The sequence below is a fragment of the Bradyrhizobium sp. SZCCT0153 genome, assembly GCF_018129995.1.
GTDB classification, from domain to species: domain Bacteria; phylum Pseudomonadota; class Alphaproteobacteria; order Rhizobiales; family Xanthobacteraceae; genus Bradyrhizobium; species Bradyrhizobium japonicum_G.
The window spans coordinates 252,339-272,665 of sequence record NZ_JAFCKS010000004.1 but is presented as its reverse complement, the minus strand read 5'-3'; the positions used below and the strand labels follow the sequence as shown (position 1 = coordinate 272,665).

The 20,327-nt window shown below is 65.2% G+C and carries 20 protein-coding genes; 7 read left to right on the top strand and 13 right to left on the bottom strand.

The window, feature by feature from the left end; all coding sequences use genetic code 11:
- The first annotated feature begins 124 nt into the window (after nucleotides 1–124).
- Nucleotides 125–760 carry a TetR/AcrR family transcriptional regulator gene (locus JQ572_RS19735; RefSeq protein WP_211384482.1) on the top strand — a complete coding sequence of 212 codons (636 nt, stop codon included), beginning with the start codon at nucleotides 125–127 and terminating at the stop codon, nucleotides 758–760.
- 179 nt (nucleotides 761–939) lie between these two features.
- Nucleotides 940–1,275, top strand: coding sequence for a DUF6665 family protein (locus JQ572_RS19730; RefSeq protein ID WP_211384481.1), 336 nt, complete (start codon nucleotides 940–942; stop codon nucleotides 1,273–1,275).
- A 15-nt stretch (nucleotides 1,276–1,290) separates the two neighbouring features.
- Here JQ572_RS19730 and JQ572_RS19725 read toward each other — a convergent pair whose 3' ends face one another.
- The 8 genes from JQ572_RS19725 to JQ572_RS19690 form a co-directional block, all read right to left on the bottom strand.
- Entirely contained in the window at nucleotides 1,291–2,019 is a 729-nt protein-coding gene (locus JQ572_RS19725; protein WP_211384480.1) for a Crp/Fnr family transcriptional regulator, read from the bottom strand.
- 47 nt (nucleotides 2,020–2,066) lie between these two features.
- Entirely contained in the window at nucleotides 2,067–3,446 is a 1,380-nt protein-coding gene (locus tag JQ572_RS19720; RefSeq protein ID WP_211384479.1) for an amidase family protein, read from the bottom strand.
- 63 nt (nucleotides 3,447–3,509) lie between these two features.
- The gene (locus JQ572_RS19715; RefSeq protein WP_211384478.1) at nucleotides 3,510–4,520 is read right to left on the bottom strand and encodes a taurine ABC transporter substrate-binding protein; all 1,011 of its coding nucleotides are present in this window, start codon (nucleotides 4,518–4,520) and stop codon (nucleotides 3,510–3,512) included.
- A 22-nt stretch (nucleotides 4,521–4,542) separates the two neighbouring features.
- Nucleotides 4,543–5,382 carry an ABC transporter permease gene (locus JQ572_RS19710; protein WP_211384477.1) on the bottom strand — a complete coding sequence of 280 codons (840 nt, stop codon included), beginning with the start codon at nucleotides 5,380–5,382 and terminating at the stop codon, nucleotides 4,543–4,545.
- Complete coding sequence (locus tag JQ572_RS19705; RefSeq protein WP_211384476.1) at nucleotides 5,379–6,677, bottom strand: M20 family metallopeptidase; 1,299 nt, start codon at nucleotides 6,675–6,677, stop codon at nucleotides 5,379–5,381. Before JQ572_RS19705 ends, JQ572_RS19710 begins: the two co-directional genes overlap by 4 nt.
- A gap of 231 nt (nucleotides 6,678–6,908) precedes the next feature.
- Nucleotides 6,909–7,496, bottom strand: coding sequence for a histidine phosphatase family protein (locus JQ572_RS19700; RefSeq protein ID WP_211384475.1), 588 nt, complete (start codon nucleotides 7,494–7,496; stop codon nucleotides 6,909–6,911).
- 1 nt (nucleotide 7,497) lies between these two features.
- Nucleotides 7,498–8,700 (bottom strand): extensin-like domain-containing protein, encoded by a 1,203-nt coding sequence (locus tag JQ572_RS19695; protein ID WP_211384474.1) that lies wholly within the window; start codon nucleotides 8,698–8,700, stop codon nucleotides 7,498–7,500.
- 299 nt (nucleotides 8,701–8,999) lie between these two features.
- Nucleotides 9,000–9,878, bottom strand: coding sequence for a DUF2147 domain-containing protein (locus tag JQ572_RS19690; RefSeq protein WP_211384473.1), 879 nt, complete (start codon nucleotides 9,876–9,878; stop codon nucleotides 9,000–9,002).
- Nucleotides 9,879–10,071: 193 nt separating this feature from the next.
- Here JQ572_RS19690 and JQ572_RS19685 point away from each other — a divergent pair, with 193 nt between their 5' ends.
- The gene (locus tag JQ572_RS19685; protein WP_211384472.1) at nucleotides 10,072–10,848 is read left to right on the top strand and encodes a DUF2147 domain-containing protein; all 777 of its coding nucleotides are present in this window, start codon (nucleotides 10,072–10,074) and stop codon (nucleotides 10,846–10,848) included.
- 186 nt (nucleotides 10,849–11,034) lie between these two features.
- The gene (locus JQ572_RS19680) at nucleotides 11,035–12,489 is read left to right on the top strand and encodes a FecR family protein (RefSeq protein ID WP_211384802.1); all 1,455 of its coding nucleotides are present in this window, start codon (nucleotides 11,035–11,037) and stop codon (nucleotides 12,487–12,489) included.
- A 78-nt stretch (nucleotides 12,490–12,567) separates the two neighbouring features.
- Here the strand turns inward: JQ572_RS19680 and JQ572_RS19675 are convergent, their stop codons facing one another.
- Both JQ572_RS19675 and asd read right to left on the bottom strand, forming a co-directional pair.
- Nucleotides 12,568–13,134 carry an NUDIX hydrolase gene (locus tag JQ572_RS19675; RefSeq protein WP_211384471.1) on the bottom strand — a complete coding sequence of 189 codons (567 nt, stop codon included), beginning with the start codon at nucleotides 13,132–13,134 and terminating at the stop codon, nucleotides 12,568–12,570.
- Nucleotides 13,135–13,200: 66 nt separating this feature from the next.
- The gene (gene asd / locus JQ572_RS19670) at nucleotides 13,201–14,064 is read right to left on the bottom strand and encodes an archaetidylserine decarboxylase (protein ID WP_211384470.1); all 864 of its coding nucleotides are present in this window, start codon (nucleotides 14,062–14,064) and stop codon (nucleotides 13,201–13,203) included.
- A gap of 35 nt (nucleotides 14,065–14,099) precedes the next feature.
- On the opposite strand from asd, the gene JQ572_RS19665 reads away from it, so the two are divergent.
- Nucleotides 14,100–15,764: an aminotransferase class III-fold pyridoxal phosphate-dependent enzyme gene (locus tag JQ572_RS19665; RefSeq protein ID WP_211384469.1), complete on the top strand. Its 1,665-nt coding sequence runs from the start codon at nucleotides 14,100–14,102 to the stop codon at nucleotides 15,762–15,764.
- A gap of 337 nt (nucleotides 15,765–16,101) precedes the next feature.
- On the opposite strand, the gene JQ572_RS19660 is transcribed toward JQ572_RS19665, so the two are convergent.
- From JQ572_RS19660 to JQ572_RS19650, 3 genes are all read right to left on the bottom strand, one after another.
- Nucleotides 16,102–16,761, bottom strand: a complete 660-nt coding sequence (locus tag JQ572_RS19660; protein WP_211384468.1) for a hypothetical protein — start codon at nucleotides 16,759–16,761, stop codon at nucleotides 16,102–16,104.
- A 240-nt stretch (nucleotides 16,762–17,001) separates the two neighbouring features.
- Nucleotides 17,002–17,691 (bottom strand): class I SAM-dependent methyltransferase, encoded by a 690-nt coding sequence (locus JQ572_RS19655; RefSeq protein WP_211384467.1) that lies wholly within the window; start codon nucleotides 17,689–17,691, stop codon nucleotides 17,002–17,004.
- Between the two features lie 35 nt (nucleotides 17,692–17,726).
- Nucleotides 17,727–18,779 (bottom strand): glycosyltransferase family 4 protein, encoded by a 1,053-nt coding sequence (locus JQ572_RS19650; protein ID WP_211384466.1) that lies wholly within the window; start codon nucleotides 18,777–18,779, stop codon nucleotides 17,727–17,729.
- 274 nt (nucleotides 18,780–19,053) lie between these two features.
- On the opposite strand from JQ572_RS19650, the gene JQ572_RS19645 reads away from it, so the two are divergent.
- Together JQ572_RS19645 and JQ572_RS19640 are read left to right on the top strand one after the other, a co-directional pair.
- Nucleotides 19,054–19,761, top strand: coding sequence for a L,D-transpeptidase (locus JQ572_RS19645; RefSeq protein ID WP_211384465.1), 708 nt, complete (start codon nucleotides 19,054–19,056; stop codon nucleotides 19,759–19,761).
- 108 nt (nucleotides 19,762–19,869) lie between these two features.
- A complete protein-coding gene (locus tag JQ572_RS19640) occupies nucleotides 19,870–20,289 on the top strand; it encodes a c-type cytochrome (protein WP_211384464.1) in 420 nt (139 codons plus the stop codon).
- The last annotated feature ends 38 nt before the right edge of the window (nucleotides 20,290–20,327 follow it).

Here is a 20,327-nt window from a genome sequence, read left to right as displayed (position 1 = left end):
ACCATTGACCGAACGGTTCGGTCAATATACATAATGTTCCCGGGCGGGACCCTACTGGCCCGAATCCTTTAATTGCGTTTCATAGTTGGGGCCCCGCCGAGAAACCTTCCGAGACCCTGAACCAATGGTTGTAGCCAGCCGCGAACATCTGCACGTCATCCAAGAGGAGGACAGCTCCAAGCGCCGCCAGATCCTGGACGGGGCCCGCAAGGTGTTCATGGATCTCGGTTTCGACGGTGCCAGCATGGGCGAGATCGCGCGTGCGGCGCAGGTCTCCAAGGGCACGCTTTACGTCTACTTCGCCGACAAATGCGCGCTGTTCGAAGCCATCCTCGAGCAGGAAGCGCTCCAGCACGGCCAGGTCGTGTTCAATTTCGATCCCGCGCGCGACGCCGAGACCACGCTGAAGGAGTTCGGCCAGGCCTACATCCATCTGCTGTGCCGGCCCGGCGGCGGGTCGGCGATCCGCACCGTGATGGCGATCGCCGAGCGCATGCCCGACGTCGGCCGCCGCTACTATGCGCGGGTGCTGGACAAGACCATCAACCGCCTCTCCGACTATCTCAAAGCCCATGCCGCCTCCGGCGATCTGAAGATCGACGATTGCGATCTTGCCGCCTCGCAGTTCATGGAGCTGTGCAAGGCCTCGCTCTTCCTGCCCTTCGTGTTCCAGGCCGCACCGGCACCGTCGGAAGAACGCATGACCGAGGTGGTCGACAGCGCGACGCGGATGTTTCTGGCGGCGTACCGGGCGAGGTAACCGCGCAGAACAAGCTCTGCCGTCATCGCGAGCGCAGCGACTTGTCCGCCGAAGCCTTTGGCGAAGGCGGAAGCAATCCAGAATCCCTCGCGGAAAGACTCTGGATTGCTTCGTCGCTTCGCTCCTCGCAATGACGGCTGAGTTGCACCTGTAGAAGTCTCAGCATTATATTTGGGCTCATGCCTCGTGATCTTCGCCCGCCCGTCGATATCCTCCATTACGAGATCGTCCAGGAACAGGCCTCCGCGCTTGGACGCATGGGCCGCGCGCTCGAACAGGCGCTCGCGCGCCTGCGCGAGTTCGATGCCGTTCACGCGCTCCCGGAAACGCCGGCCTCGGTGCAGCCGATCAGGCACAAGCTGGTGATGGAAGCCGGCCAGGCGCTCTGGATGCTCGTGGTGCAACGTGAGGCGACCGGCCTGCGCGACAGCCGCCATATCATGCGCACCTACAACGTCCCGGGCGAGGTGCAGCGGTGCATGGGGCTGGTCCCGTCGAAGCTGGGCTCGTCATGACTACGGCAGCGCGCGCTAGTCTGTCACCTGCTTCCTCAGCGCCGCGAGATCATTGACGACCATCTTGGTGGGGCCGGTCGCGATGATGCCGTCGTCCTGGAGACGGTTGAGGATCAGGCTGATCGACTGGCGCGTCGCGCCGATCATACGTGCGAGATTGGCCTGCGTGATGCGGCCGAGCGAGATCGGGCCGCTCTCGTCCTGCGCTGCGTTTTCGCACAGCTTGACCAGCAGCAGCACCAGCCGTTCGGCCGCCTTCTGCCCCGCCAGCATCTGCGCCAGCATCGAATAGGTCTCGCCCTTGAAGCCCAGGCATTCGATCAACGCGACCGCAAACGACGGCGACTGGGCGATCAGCCGGCGGACGGCGTCCTGATCGAGATGCAGCGCCTCGACCCGGCCGAGCGCGCGGGCCGACCAACTGTGCCGATGATCGCCGAGAATGTAGGGGGCACCGACGAAATCGCCAGCCTCCCAGGTCGACAGCATCAGCTCGCGCCCCTGCGTGCCCGCATGGGTGCTTTCGACGATCCCGTTCAGGATGATGTGGATGCCGTTCGCGGGCTCGCCCTCCCGCAGCAGATACTCGCGGTTCTGGTAGGTGGCTAGCCTGCCGGTGCGCATCACCAGATCGAGATCGGGCTTGTCCAACGCCTTCAGCACGTAACGTCCGGTCCCGGGCCGTGACAGCTCGGCGCGCGACTCGGCTGGATCGGCCACCTCATGCGCATCGCTGCGCTCCACGATCGGTCTCCCTTCGAGTGACGGCTCGAAGGCTAGGAGGTCTCCGATCAGATTGCAACGCGGCGCAGATGTTCGGGGCCGGCTGCCGCCTCCATGAAGGCGCAGGCCAGATCGGTGAGCAGGCGCTCCCTTCCGGCCGGCGCCAGAAACGTGACGCCATAGGGCACGCCGGCTCCGGTCACCGCATTCGGCACGGCGATTGCGGCGAGCCCGAGCGGATTGGCGTAGTTGGTGTAGTAGCCGTTGTTGAAATTGGACGTCAGCGGATCACGCGCAACGTCCGCGATGCTGAGGATGGTGCCGACCGTCGGAACGACCAGCGCATCGTGCGTCTCCCAGAATTCACGAAGCGAACGCTGGACTTCCCTGACCTCATAGAGCGCACGGTAGGTATCAGCCGCGGTGAACTTCCGGCTGCCGATGACGAGATCGCGCACGATCCTGACGCCGGCATCGGGATTGACATCGAGGAACGCACCGACCGAGACATCCCGCTCGGCAAGGAACGGCCCGAAGAACATCAGATCGTTGATCGAGGTGAACGGCGAGAAATCGACCGGAGCGACCGGCAGATCGAGCTGCCTCAGCCTGTGAAGCGCATCGCCGAACAGCCTCTCCGTCTCGGTATTGCCAAAAAACTTGAGCTGATCCACGCGCGGCGTTGCGATCTTCAGCGGCCGCGGCGGCGATGCCTGCTCCGTCCAACCGGCAAACTCGACCGGCGAAAAGCAGTCATCGGGATCGTGCCGCGCCAGCACGCGATAGACGTCGTAGGCATCGTCCGGCTGCTGCGTGTAGAGCGAGATGGTATCGAAACTCCGGCATGCGTAGACCATGCTGCGCTGGCTGAAGGCGCCCGGTGCCGGCTTGAAGCCGGTGACGCCGCAATAGGACGCCGGCACCCGGCCCGATCCGCCGGTGTCGGTGCCGAATGCAAAGGACGACGTCCCGGTCGCGACCGACACCGCCGCGCCGGAGCTGGAGCCGCCGGGAATGTAATCGGGATTGTGCGGGTTACGGGCGACGCCATAGGGCGAGCGCACACCGACGAGGCCGGTCGCGAACTGATCCATGTTGGTCTTGCCGACATAGATCGCGCCGGCGGCAATGGCATCGGCCACCACCGGGCTCGTGTCCTTCGCGAGATAGGCAAATTCGGGACAGGCCGACGTGGTCTGCTCGCCTGCAACGTCAATGCAATCCTTGACCGAGAACACCAGGCCATAGAGCGGCAGCGCATCGATTTCGCCGATGCGCGCATCGAGAGCGCGCGCGGCGGCCATGACGCTTTCGGGATTCGCCGTCGAGATCCAGACGCCGCTCTGGTCGGCGTCGTTCAAACGCGACAGCACGTGCGCGGCGACATCGGACGGCTTGAACTCGCCGCTGCGGTAGGCGACGCGAAGGTGGCTAGGCGCGAGATTCATGTCGGTCACGTACTGGTGGGAATGGGAAGGAGCCGGCGAGGCCCGCCTCGCCGGCTCTCGGCCTCAGTGGCCGGTTACTTTTTCCAGATAGGCCGGCTGGATGAAGGCTTCGAAGTCCGCGCGCGGCAGCAACTTGGGCAGCCGTTCCTGCTTCACCAGGAAATCCGCCGTCGAGATCAGCGTATCGACGAACTTGCCCTTCTTCGCGGACGTGCCGAGATACTCCTCCGTGATCTGCTTGTTACACGGAACCATGCCGGTCCCCTTCATCATCCGCGTCGCGTCGGGAAGCGGCAGTGACAGCTCCTCCGCGATGATCTCGGCCGTCTTCTCCGGGTTCTTCAGCCAGAAATCGATCCCCTCGCACTCGGCCTTGATGAACTTCTCGACATACGATGGATATTTCTCCGCGAACGCGTTCATGACGACGCCGATGTCCCAGGTCGGATAGCCGCGCTTCGTCATCTCGCCCGAGGTGATGAGGATCTTTCCGCCGTTCTTGACGGCCTTGTCGAGGTTGGGTTCCCAGAACCAGGCGGCATCGATATCGCCGCGAAGCCATGCCGCCGCGATGTCCGACGGCGCGAGGTCCAGGATCTTCATCGAGGCGGGATCGACGCCCTCGTCCTTCAGGGCCTGGAGCAGCAGATAATGCGTCGTCGATCCGAACGGCGCCGCGACTGTCTTGCCCTTGAGGTCTTTGAGAGACGTGATGTTCTTGTCGGTGCGGACCACCATGGCCTCGACATAGTCGAGCAGGTTGATCACCAGGATGCCCTTGATCGGCAGCGCCCGGGTTGCGCCGATCGCGGTCGGCGGATTGCCGAGGCCGCCGAAGTCGACGTCGTTGCCGGCGATAGCCCGCAGCATGTCGCCGCCGCCACCGACCTTGACGTATTTGATGTCGACGCCCGGCATCTCCTTGGCCAGCAGGCCGAGATGCTTGGTGACGAGCTGCGCGTTCACAAGGTTCAGATAGCCGACGGTCACCTTCGCCGGCTTGTCCTCGGCCCGCGCCGCCGCAGTGAGCGCAAACGTGGAAACAACAAGGGTCGCAATCAGTCTCTTCATCATATCGATCTCTCCTCGATCAGGATCAGGTTCGGGCCCACGGCATCAACAATCTGGCGATTCCCCGCATCATGAGGTCGAGCACGACGCCTGTGAGGCCGAGCACGATCAGGCCCATGATCACGACGTCGGACAGCAGGAATTTCGCAGCGTCCCAGATCATCCAGCCGATTCCGGCGGAGGCTGCGACGATCTCGGCGGCGACGAGAACGGTGTAGGTGAAGCCGAGCGAGATGCGCATGCCGGCGAGGATCAAGGGTCCCGCCGCGGGCAGATAGACGTGGAACAGCAGATGGCGCCTGTTTGCACCGAGCGACTGCGCGGCGCGCACATAGACCGGATCGACGCTGGTGACGGCCTGGATCGTCGAGATCACGATGCCCGGCAGACCGGCGAGGAACAGCAGTGACAGTTTCGAGCTCTCGCCGATACCGAGCCACATCACCAGCAGCGTGTAGAGCCCGAGCGGCGGCAGCGGCCGGTAGAACTCGATCAGCGGATTGAGCAGTGCGCGTGCGTTGCGCGACACGCCCATGAGAACGCCGAGCGGAATGCCGACGAGGCACGCCAGCGCGAACGCCGTAAGAATGCGGTACAGGCTGGCACCGAGATGCTGGAGCAGCGTCGCGCCCTGATATCCCTTGGTCATGGTCTTGATGAATGCGGCCCACACCGCCTGCGGCTTCGGCAGAAACAACTCGTTGGCCCAGCCCATCTCCGTGACGATGGCCCAAGCGGCAAGCAGCACGGCAACCGTGAGCGTCGAGAGCAGCATCGATCGCGAGACTCTCGGCAGCCGCAGGGTGCCCCTTCGGGTGCGATCGGCCGGGATCGGAATGGCCATGGGGCTCGCCTCGGCGCTCATGCGCGCACTCCCAGGATCTGCATGATGGTCAGCGCGTAAATTCGAGTCGCCATCACCGACTTGGTGATCGAGATGTTCTCGTTGTCGACGGCCCAGCCATCCTCGCCCGGACCGAAGGTCACGGCGTTGATGCCGGCCTCGCGGAAACGGATGGTGTCGTTGAAGGCGTTCTTGCGATTGACACCGGGCTCGCGGCCCATCAGGCGCCGATAGACCGCGCGCAAGGAGCGGCAAGGCTCTTCCTCGACCGGCACCGGTTCGGTCGCGTTGACGAACAGCGAGCCGGGGACCTGACGAACCCCGACCTTGACGTCGTTGACGCCTGCAAATGTTTCCTGCCCGAGCCGCTCGATGTCGGAGATCACGCTTCCAAGCGTCATGCCCGGCACGATGCCGACAACCGCGAGCGTGATCGTGCAGGCATCGGGCGAGAACTGCATCTCGCCGGGAAGGCCGCCGCGGATGCGAACCACCGAGCAGCAGGGCGGCGTATGTCCCATGAACTTGCTCGGCACATGCGTGAACGCCATCTCCTTCAGCTTCGGCAGCAGCTTGCCCGCTTCCATGATGGCGTTCACGCTGATGTCGGGGCGCCAGATATGCGACTTGATGCCCTCGACCGTGACCTCTACCAGGCAGTGACCGGAATTGGCCACCGAGAGGTTCATGCCCCAGTCCTTGCTGACATCACCCCAGGCCGTGGGCTCGGCGGTGATCTCGTAGTCGGCGGTGAGGCCGACCTGGTTCAGCATGTAGATCGAGCCCTCGGTGCCGTTGCGCTCCTCGTCGACGGTGTAGCAGCACATCAGGGTGCCATCGAATTTCACACCCTCCTCGATCAGCGCCTGCACCGCGAGCAATGACGCCGCGAGATTGCCGCGCGTGTCGGAGGTCCCGCGCGCGTAAAGCAGATCGCCGTGGCGCGTGGCCTTGAACGGATCGAAATCGGTCATGTGCCACTTTTCGGGCTCGGCCACCGGATAGGTGTCGAGGTGATCGTTGAGGATCAGCGACGGCGCGCCTTCCCGCCCTTTCAGCACGCCGAGCACGTTCGGCCGGTGCGGTTGCGCGCTATGCTTGGTGACCTCCATGCCGAGGGCTTCGAGCTTTCCCGCGACCAGCATGGAGATGGCTTCCTCCTCGGCAGGCGGCAGATCGGGATCGAGCGGATTGCCGGAGCGCGGCTGGCCGGTGCGGATCAGCTCGGATGCCAACGCTAGCCAACGCTCCTCCGTGATGCGCGACAGCACGCGCTGTTCGAGATCGGAGCAAGGCGGGGTGACGGACATCTGCATGACGGGTTCCGATGGCTCACGGCGCCGGCCGCACCGCTTCGTTGCAGCACTCTCATTGCAGCGACTGTGCCAACCGCCGGTGAAACCCGTCAGGGCACGATTAGTGATGACAGTTCAATGCCTTGGAGGAAAATCCCGACTGCGCAAATTTTTGCGCGGGAGAATTGCTTTGCCGAAGACGCAGCGCTCGTTGCCTGCGGCCGCCCTCGCGATCGCGGGAAATCCGTCACACTATGAGACGATCTCTTCCATCCTGCACCATGCGTGCAGAATGCTCCTGTCCTGCCTTGCAAGCGCAAAGCAATGACCGCCTCCAGCCGGCTGATCATGGACTCGATCGATCGGATGCCCGCTAAAATGGCAGAACAGCAGCGTGCCGACGGCGCCGTGGCCGACGAAGAGAATGTCGCCGGGACGATTGCGCGCCAGCACCGCCTCGGCCTCGCGCACGATGCGCGCCTGCGCATCCACGGCGCGCTCCCAGCCGCGGACGCTGAGATACGGCTCTGCGAAGAACCGGTCGGCGACCTGCTCGAACTCGGCCGGCTTCAGGAAGCCGGTCGCGGAGCGGTCGTTCTCATGCATGGCCTCCCGGATTTCGATCATGATCCCGAGCGGGCCCGCGATGATCCCGGCGGTCTCGATCGCCTTGCGCTCGCCGCTCGAGATGATCTGCGTGGTGTTAGCAAGCCAGCCCGCCTGCGCCACCGTCTCGGTTCGCGCGCGTCCGACCGGGCTCAGGCCCCATTGCGGCACGGGCACGTGAGGGTCGATTTGCACCTGCGGGTGGGTGAGATAGCGGACGATGTCGGCGGTCATCTCACTCGTCGGCGTACTCGTCTTCTTCGTGCTTGCGCGGCGCGCTCTTGCGGCCGAGCGATCCGGTGACATAGGGATCGCGCCTGCCGGCGTAAGGATTGCGCTGCTGGGCCCGCCCGGCAACCTCTTCGCCGGAGACGGCGGCAGGCTGGCAGATCAGGCGGCGGCTGGCGCGGCGCATCAGATCGACGTGGATGTGATCATAGTGATAGACGTTCGAGCCCGGCGCCAGCACGGTGGTGAAATGCGCGCACGCGCCCGACTGCACGTCGCGCAGAAACCCCTGCTCCTCCGGCATGCCGCGCCAGCCGTCCTTCACCGTGACGCGGCGGCCGTCGGCGAGTACGAAGGCGGCGACATCGAGTGCGTTGCCGAAGGCATGTTCGGAGATGTGAGCATGCGAATTGCCGTTCATGCCGCGGCAGGAATAGGCGGAGATCTGCTTGATCTCGACGACGCGCGCGCCGAACCAGCGCATCGCCGAGGGCTGCACCGTGTCGGCGAGCCAGCGGTCGAGCTCGGAGACGATCGGACAGGCCAGCGTCGCAACCGGCTTGATCGCGACGGGGCCGACGGCGGTGACGGGATTACCCTGCGCCGGACCAAGACGCGGCAATGCCTGCTGCACGGGCGCCTGTGAGTAAGGCGCCGGCCGGGCGGGATAGCTCGGCGCATTCATGTAGCGCGTAGCGCCCGCGGCATCGATGCCCTCGGGCGGCAGGTCGATCTCGTCCTCCTGCGGCGCCACGCCGGGCGCGTTCAGCGACACCGGACCGGACGGCGCGCCGTAGCCGGAAGGCTGGCGCACCGCGCTCTCGGGATAGTTCGACCGCTGCGGATAGGACGAGGCCGGATAAGTCTGGCTCTGCGGGTAATTCGATCGCGGCTGCGTCACCGGCCAGCGCGGCTGGTTGCCGACGGTCCCGGGCGGGCGCAGTTCCTCATCGGCAAAGCCGTAGCTGCTCGAGGTTTCGCCGAGGGCGGCGACCTTGAGCGGAAATTCGGCGCCGCACTGGCCGGGCCCGGAGATCGGGTCGATGCGGACGAGATCCGGCCCCTCTTTCACGGCGCCCGATTTCAGGCACGCCGCTTCGGCCTCGGCCCGCCACGGTTCACGTTCGGCCTGGAAGAAGCCGCGTCCGCAACCCGCTAGCGAAACAAGGACGATGGAGCCGACGAGATACAAACGAACTCCGCGCGTCATGCACGCACGTTCGGTGAATTTACTTAAAGACTCTTCAACGTGTTGATTTCAGCCTTCTTTAACCATGCCGGGCGCAAACGCCCGGACCCCGGCGGAGACGAGCGACAGCAAGGCTGACTTTTTCCGAAAGAGACTTTCTGTTAACCATTCCCGCGCGAAGGCCGCGCGACGGAGGGAGCGCCTCATGACGTTCACAGGGAGACTGAGCGTTATCACCGCGTACCTCGCCATGGCCTTCGTCGGCGCCATCGTGCTCGGCATGATCTAGATCGCGCCGCCGCATCACTTGGTTCCGCGCTTCATGATCGCGCGCTCCACTGCCCCGACGTCGTGACCAGTTTCTCCTGCCGCTCCTCGACGCGCGTCCAATCGTTGCCGGAGCACCAGAAGCGGCCGAATGCGCAAGCCTCGACATGGAGCTTGCCGGTGCTCGTCAATGTCATCTTCCCATAATAGGTGCTGCCGCTGGAGCGGCTGTAGATGCTGCCGGTCCAGACATCGTGCGTTTTCGGCTTCATGTTGACGAGCACGCTCTCGCCCCGGCTCGACGCTTCAGTAAGCGCGAAACCGCACAGCGCCGGGCCGCAGCGTTCGATCCGAACCGTGCCTTTCGCGCCGGTGCTCTCCCATTCGCCGAGCGGCAGATAAGCCGGCTCGTCGTCGCTGCGCTGTGCGATCGGCGACGTTTCCTTGATCTCGGGACTCGAAGCGACAACCGGCGGAGCGAGCGTAACAGCCTTCGGCGGCTCGACGCGTTGGAAATCAATCCGCGGCGGATTGGGGCTCAGCGGCTCATTCGTTGGCGCCTCGAATCTTGGTGCCGGCGGAGGCGCGACGGGCTGCGAAGTCGCGGCGGCAAGGACGGGGGCCGGCGGCGCCGGTGGCGGGGTGACCACGCTTGCCTGCACCGGCCTGACCGGGGCGACAGGATAGACCGGCTGCGGCGCCTGGACAATTGGTGCGGGCGCAGGTGGCGGGGGCGGTGTCGTGCCGACATCTTCCGCTGGCCGCAGGCTGCGACTGGAAATCGAAACACAGGAACTGGACCGGCAATTGCGCGCCGCTTCGATATGGAACCGGTGGCCGCCGACCGAGAAGGCGTAGGAACCGGCCTGGGCCGCGGGCGCCATCGCCGTCAGTGCGATCACGATGCCAAGCGAAGTCACAAGCCGCGTCATCGGCGCCTCCCTTTGTGTCGCGACGAGGTTACGCAGACGGATAGCGGCTGAATGTGCGCCGCCTCACCGAGCGGCCGCGAGCCGTTGTGACGTCCGTCACAGAACCCCTGACCGGCCCGGCATAGGGTCGAACCACGCTTCATCCACCAGCGACTTCAGTCCATATCGGGACCCACATTTTTCGGAGGTTGTCATGAACAAGCTCACCATCGCCGCCACGGCACTCTTCCTCGCTTCGACCGCCGCCGCACATGCCGGCAACTCGATCTCGTTCCAGGTCGAGGGCCAGCACATCCGCATCGAGACGCCGCGCAACTGCGCCTCGCTCAATTGCATCACCATCGTCGCGCCGGGCCTGTCCGACAAGCCGATCAAGCTGAACAACATCAACCTCAAGGGCCTCGGATCCAAGGACGACGACGTCGACACCACGCCGGCTCCGGCCACGACCGCGCAGCCCGCGCCGGCTCCGGTGCAGCAGCAGCCCGTGCAGCAGGCCCCGGTCCAGGCGACCGCGCCCGCTGTTGCCCCCGCCGCTCCGGCCGCGACAATTGCCGCTGCTCCGGCCGCCAGCTACGACAATACGGCGCCGGTCGCGGCTCCTGCTCCCGTTGCTGCGCCCGCGCCGGTCGCGGTTGCTCCGGCGCCCGCTCCCGCTCCGGTGGCTGCTGCGCCTGTCCTGGCCGCCAACACGCCGATCGGCGTCTGGGCGACCGAGGAGAACAAGGGCAACGTCCGCGTCGAACAATGCGGCGCCAATCTCTGCGGCTATGCCGTGAAGTCGAACGAGCGCATCCTGATCAACATGAAGCCCGAAGGCGCGAAGTGGAGCGGCCGCATCCACGATCCCGACTCCGGCCGCAACTACGACTCCACCATCGCGATGAAGGGCCCGAATGCGATGCGCGTGCAGGGCTGCGCCTTCGGCGGCATGTTCTGCGGCGGCCAGACCTGGAAGCGCGTGAGCTGAAGCCGGTCACTCGCCGCAGCGTCCAGCCTTCTTGTTCTTAGATGGCGCCACGTCCCTGACACGAGGACGTGGCGCTTGAACGTTCGCCCCTCCCCTGACACATGTTCATCCACCATTCAGCTCCATCGGGCTGAAATCCGCCGACCTCGCCTTCGCGTTCTCACCGGGACCCCCCTCGTGACTTCAATGATTGCCTGGCGCCGCTTCGTCGTCGCGCTTGCCCTGCTGGCCTTGCCGCTGGCCGGCGCGCCCGCGGCATGCGCATCCGACGCGATCGAGCTTGCACAGGCGCAACCACAATCGCAGCCGGCACCCGCGCCTTCCCCGATTCCATCAGCCTCGCCGACACCGGCAACAGACGCGCAGCCCGCCGCCGTCGAGCCGATCGGCAACGTCGCGACCGTGACGGGAATCGCGACCGTGATCCGCGACAGAAATTCCTATCCGCTGCGCGTGCGCGACGACATCTATCTCAACGACGTCGTGCAGACCTCGTCGAACTCCGCGCTCGGCATCACCTTCAACGATGCGACCACGTTCAATCTCTCCGCCAGCGCAAAAATCACCATCGACAACTACGTGTACGAGGATGGCGGCAAGCAGAACTCGGCGATTTTCGACGTCGGCAAGGGCACGGTCGCCTTCGTCGCGGCGGCGGTGGCGAAGACCGGCGACATGAAGATCACGACGCCGACCGCGACGCTCGGCATCCGCGGCACCACCGGCGTCGTCGACGTGCCCGAAGGCGCTGCGGCGCGCAGCGCAAGCAACGTCAACATCAAGCTCTATCCCGACGCGGATGGCCGTGTCGGGCACATCGACGTCGACGACCGCACCAGCGGCACGCGGCTCGGCGCGCTGACGCAAGCCGCGAGCGGCTTTGCGATCCGGCCCGGCGCGGGCGCCGCCGGCCCCATGCGCTTTGCCGCGGTGCCGATCGTCATTCCCGCACAGCAGATCGCACGCGACCGCGGCTTCGTCAGCCAGGTGCATCTGGCGCAGACCACAGGCCGCCAGATCGTCACCGAGCAGCGTGACTTCCGCCGCGCCAATCCGACCGCGATCAGCCGCATTCCGCGTCCGACCCAGATGCCGCAGCAGCAACAATTGCGGCCGGCGACGGCGCCAGGCCAGCAGCCGCAGCGGCCGAACGTTCAACCCGGCCAGAACAACCGGCCGGATCGGCAGCAGCCGGGCGCGCCGGGTCGCCAAGGCGGCCAACAAGGTGGCCAACAAGGCGGCCAGCCGCCGCAGCGGCAGGGCCAAGGACAAGGCGGCACGGTGCAGCCGGGCACGCCGCGCGTGGGTCAGGGGCAGAAGCAACGTGCGGGACAGCCGGCAGGCCGGCCACGCACCGGGCAAGGCGCGCAGCCGGGCAGTGCGACGCAGGCACAGCCACAGCGCAACGGACAAGCTCCGACGCAGCCCGCAACAGCGACGCCGCCTCAGCCGGGCGTGACCGTTCCGCAGCAACCGCAAACGCCGCGCACGGGACTGCAACCCGGCCAGCCACCCGCAACTCAGCAACCAGGCAGCATCCAGCGCCATGGCGGATTCCAGCAGCGCGTGCCGGGCGCACAACGCCCAGCAGCACCGCGCAAGCCGGTGCCGGCTCCGAAGGAGAAAAGGGAGCAGCGGTAAAGTGTAGTGCGCACCGGCGCGCTCCCTCTCTCCGTTGTTACGGGGAGACGAGTGGGGCGAGGTAAAGAAAGCGACGGCTCACGCCTCGCCGCGCAGCCAGGCCTTCACCTTTTGCAACAGGCCATGGCGCAGTTCGTCGACGGAGACGGCTTCGGCCGGCGTCAGCGTCTGCAAGGCTGCATCGACATCCTCGGTTGCGAGCGGCGGTGTGACGTCGGCTTCGGCGATTGCAACGCCTGCGGCAGCGAGTGCGATCGGACCGACCTGGACCAGGAAGGCGCGCTCATATTCCCGCGACAGGCGCACGAGCGCATCGTCCAGCGTCAGCCAGTCGACCGCCTTGATGTCGTTCATCAGCTTGCGGACCGGCCCGCTTCCGGCCTCCATGCGCCAGAAATGCACGACCTTGGAGCGGCCACCGGACTGATAGACCAGCGTGCCCAGGAATTCGTGGATCGCGACCTCGTGGCCGGTCTCTTCCAGCACCTCGCGATGTGCGGCTTGCTTCGGCGTTTCGCCGTCGTCGAGCTTGCCTTTGGGCAAAACCCACTCGTTGCGCTTGCGCTGGCGCACGACCGCGATCAGCGGCGGCGCACCCCGCCGCAGCACAATACCACCCGCCGCCAGCACCGGCGCCCGCGCCATCACTAAATCCGTGTCGATCCAGCCGTCCCACCGAGGATATAGGCGGCCGGAACGGCGGATTGAAGGCTAGTTTTTTCGCAGCAGCGCTTGACCGGCACGGATGCGCGTGCCCTCGGCGATGCCGTCGCAGAAGGTAAAATCGCCGGGTGCCAGGATGATGATGGTCGAGCCGTGCTCGAACCAGCCGAGCTCCTCGCCTTTGGTCACGTTGACGTTGCAAGGAAAATTGACCGGGCCGCGGGTCTGCGCGTTCAGCACCATGTCGAGGAAGTGCAGCCGGATGCTCGCGACCAGGATCGCGGCGACCGGCACCAGCGTCACGGCTTCACCGGTCGACAGATGCGTGCGGATCACCGCACGCTCGTTCTTGCAGAACAGCCGCTCGACCCGCTTCAAGGCGATCGGGTTGACGTTCCAGACGTCGCCATGGATCAGCGTGACACGCTCGATATGCGCGTCATGGGGCGCATGGAAGCGGTGATACATGCTCGAGGTCAACCGCAACGTGACGAAGGAGCCGTTGCGGTGCTGATCGACCAGCGCGGAATCGCCGAGCAGGTCGAGCAGCGAATAGGGCGCGCCCTTGACCTGGAACAGCTCGGTGTCGGCGATCCGGCCGTGGGCGCCGACGATGCCGTCGGACGGGCTGGCGACGACCGCGGGGTCCGGATCAAACGGCCGCAGGCCGGGCTTGAGCTCCCGGGTGAAGCAGTCGTGCAGGCTCCTGAAATGGGTCTTGTGTGCCTCCGACAGATCGAGGTCGGAGAACAGCTTCCACAGCGCGATGGAGCCGTCCCGCACCAGCGGGTTCTCGATCTTGGAGAACCAGCCCATGAAGCGGGTCAGCGCGGCGCGCGGGATGCGATTGGTCAACAGGAAGTTGAGGTCTTCCTGCTGGGTGAAAGAGGCGATGAGGGCTTTGACTGTCATGAATCTGTCAGCTCGCAGTATTAGCGCTTGTTGTCATGGAAACGACACTCCCGATTCTCTCATTTTCCGTGGCCGCCGCAGCGTCCGCTGCCGCCGCCTTCCCGAAGATCAAGGCGCGGCTCGAATTGTCCCGCGCCAAGCACCGGTCGCTCGCCGGGCATTCCAAGATGTCGCGCCGGGTGGCCCGGCTGCTCCCGTTCTACGAGTTCGAAGGCGACAAGTATTTCGGCTGCGACGGCGCACCGGCCAACGTGGTGTTGCAGCGCAAGGACGCCTTCTTCCGCCTCGCGCGACTCTACGCCGATCGCTACCCCAAGGGTCGCGCGATGACGAAGGAGGCGGCGGACAAGATCTCCGACCTGCACTTCACCGAGACCTACCGCGTGCCGTTCCAGTTCTCGCGCCTCGTCCGCGAGCACCTGGGCACCTCGACCTTCATGGAGTCCTCGCGCGGCGTCACCGTCACGGATGTCGACGGCAACACCTCCTACGACCTCACGGGGTCCTACGGCGTCAACATCTTCGGCAACGACTTCTACAAGGAGTGCATCGAAGGCTCCGAGAAGCGGGCGCATGCGCTCGGACCGGTGCTCGGCCCATACCATCCCGTCATCCTCGATAACGTGCAGCGGCTCTGCCGGATCTCCGGCCTCGACGAAGTCTCGTTCCACATGTCCGGCACCGAAGCCGTGATGCAGGCGGTGCGGCTCGCGCGCTACCACACCAAGCGCACGCATCTCGTCCGTTTCGCCGGCGCCTATCACGGCTGGTGGGGCGACGTGCAGCCCGGCGTCGGCAATCCGATTCCCGCGCACGAGACCTACACCCTCGCCGAGATGTCCGAGAAGACGCTGCATGTGCTGCGCACGCGCAAGGATATCGCCTGCGTGCTGGTCAACCCGCTGCAGGGGCTGCATCCGAACGCCAACGCGCCCGGCGATTCCTCGCTGGTCGATTCCTCCCGCGGCGGCAATTTCGATCGTGCGGCCTATACCGAGTGGCTGAAGAAGCTGCGCGAGGTCTGCACCGAGCGCGGCATCGTTCTGATCTTCGACGAGGTCTTCGTCGGCTTCCGACTCGCCGCCGGCGGCGCCCAGGAATATTTCGGCGTTCGCGCCGACATGGTGACCTACGGCAAGAGCCTCGCGGGCGGCCTGCCGGTCGGCGTGGTCTGCGGCAAGCGCGAACTGATGCGCCGCTTCCGCGACGATCGTCCCGCCGACGTCTGCTTCGCCCGCGGCACCTTCAACTCGCATCCCTACGTCATGACGGCCATGGACGAGTTCCTGAGCCGGCTCGCCAGCCCGAACTTCCGCGCGATCTATGACGGGCTGGACGCGACCTGGAACGGCCGCGCGCAAAAGCTCAATCAGATGATGACCGATGCCGGCCTGCCGGTGCGGTTCGCCAACTTCTCCTCGATCTGGACGGTGAAATACACCACGCCGTCCCGCTACAACTGGATGCTGCAATACTACCTGCGCGCCGAAGGCCTGTCCTTGAGCTGGGTCGGCACCGGCCGGCTGATCTTCAGCCTCAACTACACCGACGCCGACTTCACCGAGGTGGCCGAACGCTTCGTCCGCGCCGCGGAGAAGATGAAGGCCGACGGCTTCTGGTGGCACGACGGTGTGCTCACCAACAAGAACATCAAGCGCCAGATCCTGAAAGAGATGCTGGCCAAGCGCCTGGGGCGCTGAGGCCTCACCACACGCACCCCGCGCCGCGAGCACCACGAACACCGCCCTCTCCTCCCCCTCTCCCCGCCTGCGGGGAGAGGGTTGGGGTGAGGGGGACTCTCCGCGCGCACGGTGAGCGTTGGCGCACGATCCGCTAGCAGCGCCCCCGCGGAGACTCCCCCTCACCGGGCTTTGCGCTATGCGCAAATCCGACCTCTCCCCGCAGGCGGGGCGAGGTGAAGAGAGCGCGCGGCTCCACTGAGTCACTTTAAAGATATCCCCAAGACGTGGATGCCCGGCACGAGGCCGGGCATGACGCAACCATCAGACATCGGAGTGTCTTGTGTGCGCAGCGCGTTCAGGCGTGCTGCTCTTCGAGCGCGGGCTCGCCGATCAGGCCCAGCGTGTGCTCGGGATTGAGGTGCAGGCCGGGATCCATCAATTCGCCGCGCATCAGCGCCAGCGGCGCATTGCGATAGAGCATCAGATCGTGGAAGGGGTCGGTCAGGATCTTGGTCATCCAGACGAGGCCGGTCTCGACGTCGCGGATGAAGAACAGGTGCACGGTGCGGAACAGCAGACCACCGCCGCCGATCACGAGCCAGATCTTGGCAACCTGACGCATGAAGTCGGTCGCGCTTGCCCAGGGCGTGAACAGGCCGAACACAGTCGGATCGGCGAACAGCACCAGCGGGGATGCTGCCCAGATCGCCATCAGCACCACCTTGCGCTGAAGGTTGTAGCCGACCTTGATGTCTTCCTTGTACTCGTGGGTGGCCTGATTGATGTGGTCGTAATCGTGCGGCTCGAAGAAGAAGTGGCCGGCTTGGCGCGAGGTCATCGAGACCAGCCAGCCGACCAGCGCGGAGATCATGGGATCGACGAACAGCCAGACATAGGCAAACAGGAAGCTCAGCGCGCTGACGAAGTGCAGGCTCTGATTGATGCGGCTGTGGTGATAGTAGCGATGGTCGTCCCAGCGCTGGATCCGCAGCTGCTCCAGATAATTCTTGATCATGCTCTCCCCCAAAATGCTTTCGGGTTCAGGATTTACAGGGATTCGATGTAGGCCGTGTGACATCATCATTTTGTCATATGACGATGTGCAGCGGCGCGGTGACGCACGGGGTACTCTTTATCCTTTCATCCTGAGGAGCGCGGAACGCGCGTCTCGAAGATGAAGGCCGAGGTGCATCTGCACGGGCCTTCATGGTTCGAGACGGCGCTTACCGCGCCTCTTCACCATGAGGAGCAGCAGTTACGCTGCCTTGGCGACGTCGATCTTGCGGAAGCGCACCAGCGAGAAATGACCGAGCGGCGGAATCAGGCGGCGTTCGGCAAGCTCGATGCCTTTGGCCCCGGACAGCCACTTGGCGTAGCGCGACCAGGCGAACTCGGCGGTGCGGAAGCCGAGCGGACGAACCACCGGCTGCAGCTTCTGCTCGATGAAGCGGCGCATGCCGGTATCGGCACTGACGCGGGTGAGGATGATCAGCTCGCCGCCCGGGCGCAGCACGCGGGCGAATTCGTCCAGCGCGACTTCCGGATTCGGCACGGCGGTGACGACGTATTGCGCCATCACGACGTCGAAGGAATTGTCGGGGAATTCGAGCTTCTCGGCGTCCATCACCGCGAGACCCTCGACGTTCTTCAGATTGCCCTCGGTGACGCGCTGGCGCGCCTTGTCGAGCATCGCTTCCGAAATGTCGGTACCGAAGATGCGCAGGTGCGGCGCATAGAGCGGCAGCGAGATGCCGGTGCCGACGCCAACTTCGAGCACGCGGCCGCCGATCTTGTTTGTGGCCGCGATCGCCGCCTGCCGGCCCTTGGCGAACACGCCTCCGAACACGAGGTCGTAGACGGGCGCCCAGCGGTCATAGGCCTGCTCGACCGTGCCACGGGTGAGGTCAAGCTGCTGGGTGCCGTCAAGGTTCATGATCTTGGACATCGGTGTGGTTCTCGCTTTGGGTCAGGACGTGAGGATCAGCCGCGCACGGGCCGCCGCGCCATGACCGGCGAGGCGCGCAGGATGCGGCTGGGCTGAAGTGAGGTGAGGTTGCCGACGAACTGGCGCGCGCTGTTCTCCCAGGAGCGCTCCAGCGCGAAGTTGCGGCAAGTCTCGCGCGACATGGTCAGTGCACGCAGGCACGCAGTACGCAGATCATGGTCGATCGCGCCGATCGGGTGATCGGCGATGACGTCCTTTGGACCCGTGACCGGAAACGCCGCAACCGGCGTGCCGCAGGCCAGCGCTTCGAGCTGCACCACGCCGAACGTGTCGGTCAGGCTCGGGAACACGAACACGTCGGCGGCGGCGAGATGCGCGGTGAGATCCGCGCCCTTCTTCTCGCCGAGGAAGACGACGTCCGGATACTTCCTTTCGAGCGCCGCCTTCTGCGGGCCGTCGCCGACGACGACCTTGGTGCCGGGCAGATCGAGCGACAGGAACGCTTCGAGATTCTTCTCCACCGCGACGCGGCCCATGGTCATGAAGATCGGTCCCGGCAGATCGAGCCTGGCCGGGGAATCAGGATGGAACAGCTCGGTGTTGACGCCGCGCGTCCAGAATCCCAGCCGCTTGAAGCCGCGCTCGGAGAGCTCCTGCCGCAGCGAAGGTGTCGCCACCATGGTCATCGCGGCGGCATCGTGGAAGTGCCGCAGCACGGCATAGCCGACGGCATCGGGGATGCCGGTCCGCACCGAGACGTATTCCGGAAAGCGCGTCGTGTAGGAGGTGGTGAAGGCGAGCCGGTTGCGGCGGCAATAGGCGCGCGCGGCCCAGCCGATCGGGCCTTCGGTCGCGATGTGCAGGGCTTCCGGCGCCGCCTTCTCGATCCGCCGCGCGATCTCCTTGCGGCTCGGCAGCGCGATGCGCAGGCCCGGATAGGTCGGCAGCGGCCAGGACGGAAAGCCGTCCGGCGTCAGAAAGTCGATCTCGACATCGAGGGCCTTGGCCGCGTTCGCCAGCGAGGTCAGCGTCCGGACCACACCGTTGACCTGCGGATGCCAGGCGTCAGTCGCGATTAATACCCGCATCGGAAAATCCCGAGAGTTTGATGATTCTCGGCTTACGACCATCAACCACGGATATTTCAGGCGTGTGACGTCACATAAGTGTCGGCCCGCTGTTTTGTTCGTTAACGGGGCGACGCGGCCACGAAACTGTCATGAAACAATCCTTGCCGCGATGAAACCGTTTTCGGTTTTCCGCGCAAACGTCCCGAAACCTATTGCCGGTAGTGATTGACCCAACGGAGCACCGCAATGGTGCCGCGGTGGACAAAAACACCGAGCAAACAGGGGCGATCACATGTTCAATCTGGACACGTTCAAGACGTATTCGCGCGCCGTTGCTTTGGGCGCAGTGGCTGTTGCCGCGATCGCATTTGCCGGCCCGGCCAAGGCCGCGCCCGTGCAACTGTTTCCATTCTTCCAGCCGCTGCCGACGATGACCGCGCCGCAGCCTTACCAGCCTTATCAGGCGACGCCGTACCAGACCGCGCCGTCCGAAGACGAGGACCCGGCCGTGATGCCGGCCCGCTTCCGCCGCCAGACCGTCGCCTACGCGACGCGCGAGGCGCCGGGCACCATCATCATCGATACGCCCAATACCTATCTCTATTATGTGCTCGGTAACGGCCAGGCGGTGCGCTACGGCATCGGCGTCGGGCGCGACGGCTTCACCTGGTCCGGCATCCAGTCGGTGACCAAGAAGGCCGAGTGGCCGGACTGGACCCCGCCGCCGGAGATGATCGCCCGCCAGCCCTATCTGCCGCGCCACATGGCCGGCGGCCCCGGCAACCCGTTAGGGGCCCGCGCCATGTATCTCGGCGGCACCATCTACCGCATCCACGGCACCAACGCTCCCGACACGATCGGCAAGCACGTCTCCTCCGGCTGCATCCGCCTGACCAATGAAGACGTGAGCGACCTCTACTCCCGCGTCAACGTCGGCACCAAGGTGATCGTGCTGCCGATGACGGAGCGGCGCGCCGAGCTTGGCCGCACGCTGCGGTAAGCGACAGGACATTGTGACGCAAACGGCCCCGGAACCCACCGGGGCCGTTTTCGTTTGCATGGAGCTCTCCGGCCGACTTCGCCCCCGAGAGCACGAGCGCAATTTCTCATGGAGGCGCAGATGCAAACGTTGCCACGCCCATGGCTACACGCCATCGCCTGCGCCGGAATACTGGCGCTGCTCCTGTCCACGCCCTTCTCGCTCGCGCAGCAGCCGGCGAGCGCCGACGCAGCCCAGCAGGCCTTCAACAATTCCTGTCGCACCTGCCACTCGGTCAAGGAAGGCGACAATCGCCTTGGTCCCAATCTCAGCAAGATCGTCGGCCGCAAGGCAGGCTCGCTGCCGAACTACAACTACTCCCAGTCCATGAAAGAAGCCGGCTTCGTCTGGGACCAGGACAAGCTCACCCGCTTCATGCTCAGGCCGGACGAGGTCGTGTCGGGCAACAAGATGCAGCCCTACGGCGGCGTCTCGGCCGACGAGGCTGCGAAGGTGATTGCATATTTGCAGGCGGTGAGTTCGCAGTAACGGCCCTGGCGCGTCGTTACGATGCGGTTGCGGCGGGG

Excerpts from the sequence above, each read along its gene's own strand:
- JQ572_RS19735 (WP_211384482.1), top strand. The coding sequence starts at position 125 with ATGGTTGTAGCCAGCCGCGAACATCTGCACGTCATCCAAGAGGAGGAC.
- JQ572_RS19730 (WP_211384481.1), top strand. The coding sequence starts at position 940 with ATGCCTCGTGATCTTCGCCCGCCCGTCGATATCCTCCATTACGAGATC.
- JQ572_RS19720 (WP_211384479.1), bottom strand. The coding sequence starts at position 3,446 with ATGAATCTCGCGCCTAGCCACCTTCGCGTCGCCTACCGCAGCGGCGAG.
- JQ572_RS19715 (WP_211384478.1), bottom strand. The coding sequence starts at position 4,520 with ATGATGAAGAGACTGATTGCGACCCTTGTTGTTTCCACGTTTGCGCTC.
- JQ572_RS19710 (WP_211384477.1), bottom strand. The coding sequence starts at position 5,382 with ATGAGCGCCGAGGCGAGCCCCATGGCCATTCCGATCCCGGCCGATCGC.
- JQ572_RS19705 (WP_211384476.1), bottom strand. The coding sequence starts at position 6,677 with ATGCAGATGTCCGTCACCCCGCCTTGCTCCGATCTCGAACAGCGCGTG.
- JQ572_RS19700 (WP_211384475.1), bottom strand. The coding sequence starts at position 7,496 with ATGACCGCCGACATCGTCCGCTATCTCACCCACCCGCAGGTGCAAATC.
- JQ572_RS19695 (WP_211384474.1), bottom strand. The coding sequence starts at position 8,700 with ATGACGCGCGGAGTTCGTTTGTATCTCGTCGGCTCCATCGTCCTTGTT.
- JQ572_RS19690 (WP_211384473.1), bottom strand. The coding sequence starts at position 9,878 with ATGACGCGGCTTGTGACTTCGCTTGGCATCGTGATCGCACTGACGGCG.
- JQ572_RS19685 (WP_211384472.1), top strand. The coding sequence starts at position 10,072 with ATGAACAAGCTCACCATCGCCGCCACGGCACTCTTCCTCGCTTCGACC.
- JQ572_RS19680 (WP_211384802.1), top strand. The coding sequence starts at position 11,035 with ATGATTGCCTGGCGCCGCTTCGTCGTCGCGCTTGCCCTGCTGGCCTTG.
- JQ572_RS19675 (WP_211384471.1), bottom strand. The coding sequence starts at position 13,134 with ATGGCGCGGGCGCCGGTGCTGGCGGCGGGTGGTATTGTGCTGCGGCGG.
- asd (WP_211384470.1), bottom strand. The coding sequence starts at position 14,064 with ATGACAGTCAAAGCCCTCATCGCCTCTTTCACCCAGCAGGAAGACCTC.
- JQ572_RS19665 (WP_211384469.1), top strand. The coding sequence starts at position 14,100 with ATGGAAACGACACTCCCGATTCTCTCATTTTCCGTGGCCGCCGCAGCG.
- JQ572_RS19660 (WP_211384468.1), bottom strand. The coding sequence starts at position 16,761 with ATGATCAAGAATTATCTGGAGCAGCTGCGGATCCAGCGCTGGGACGAC.
- JQ572_RS19655 (WP_211384467.1), bottom strand. The coding sequence starts at position 17,691 with ATGTCCAAGATCATGAACCTTGACGGCACCCAGCAGCTTGACCTCACC.
- JQ572_RS19650 (WP_211384466.1), bottom strand. The coding sequence starts at position 18,779 with ATGCGGGTATTAATCGCGACTGACGCCTGGCATCCGCAGGTCAACGGT.
- JQ572_RS19645 (WP_211384465.1), top strand. The coding sequence starts at position 19,054 with ATGTTCAATCTGGACACGTTCAAGACGTATTCGCGCGCCGTTGCTTTG.
- JQ572_RS19640 (WP_211384464.1), top strand. The coding sequence starts at position 19,870 with ATGGAGGCGCAGATGCAAACGTTGCCACGCCCATGGCTACACGCCATC.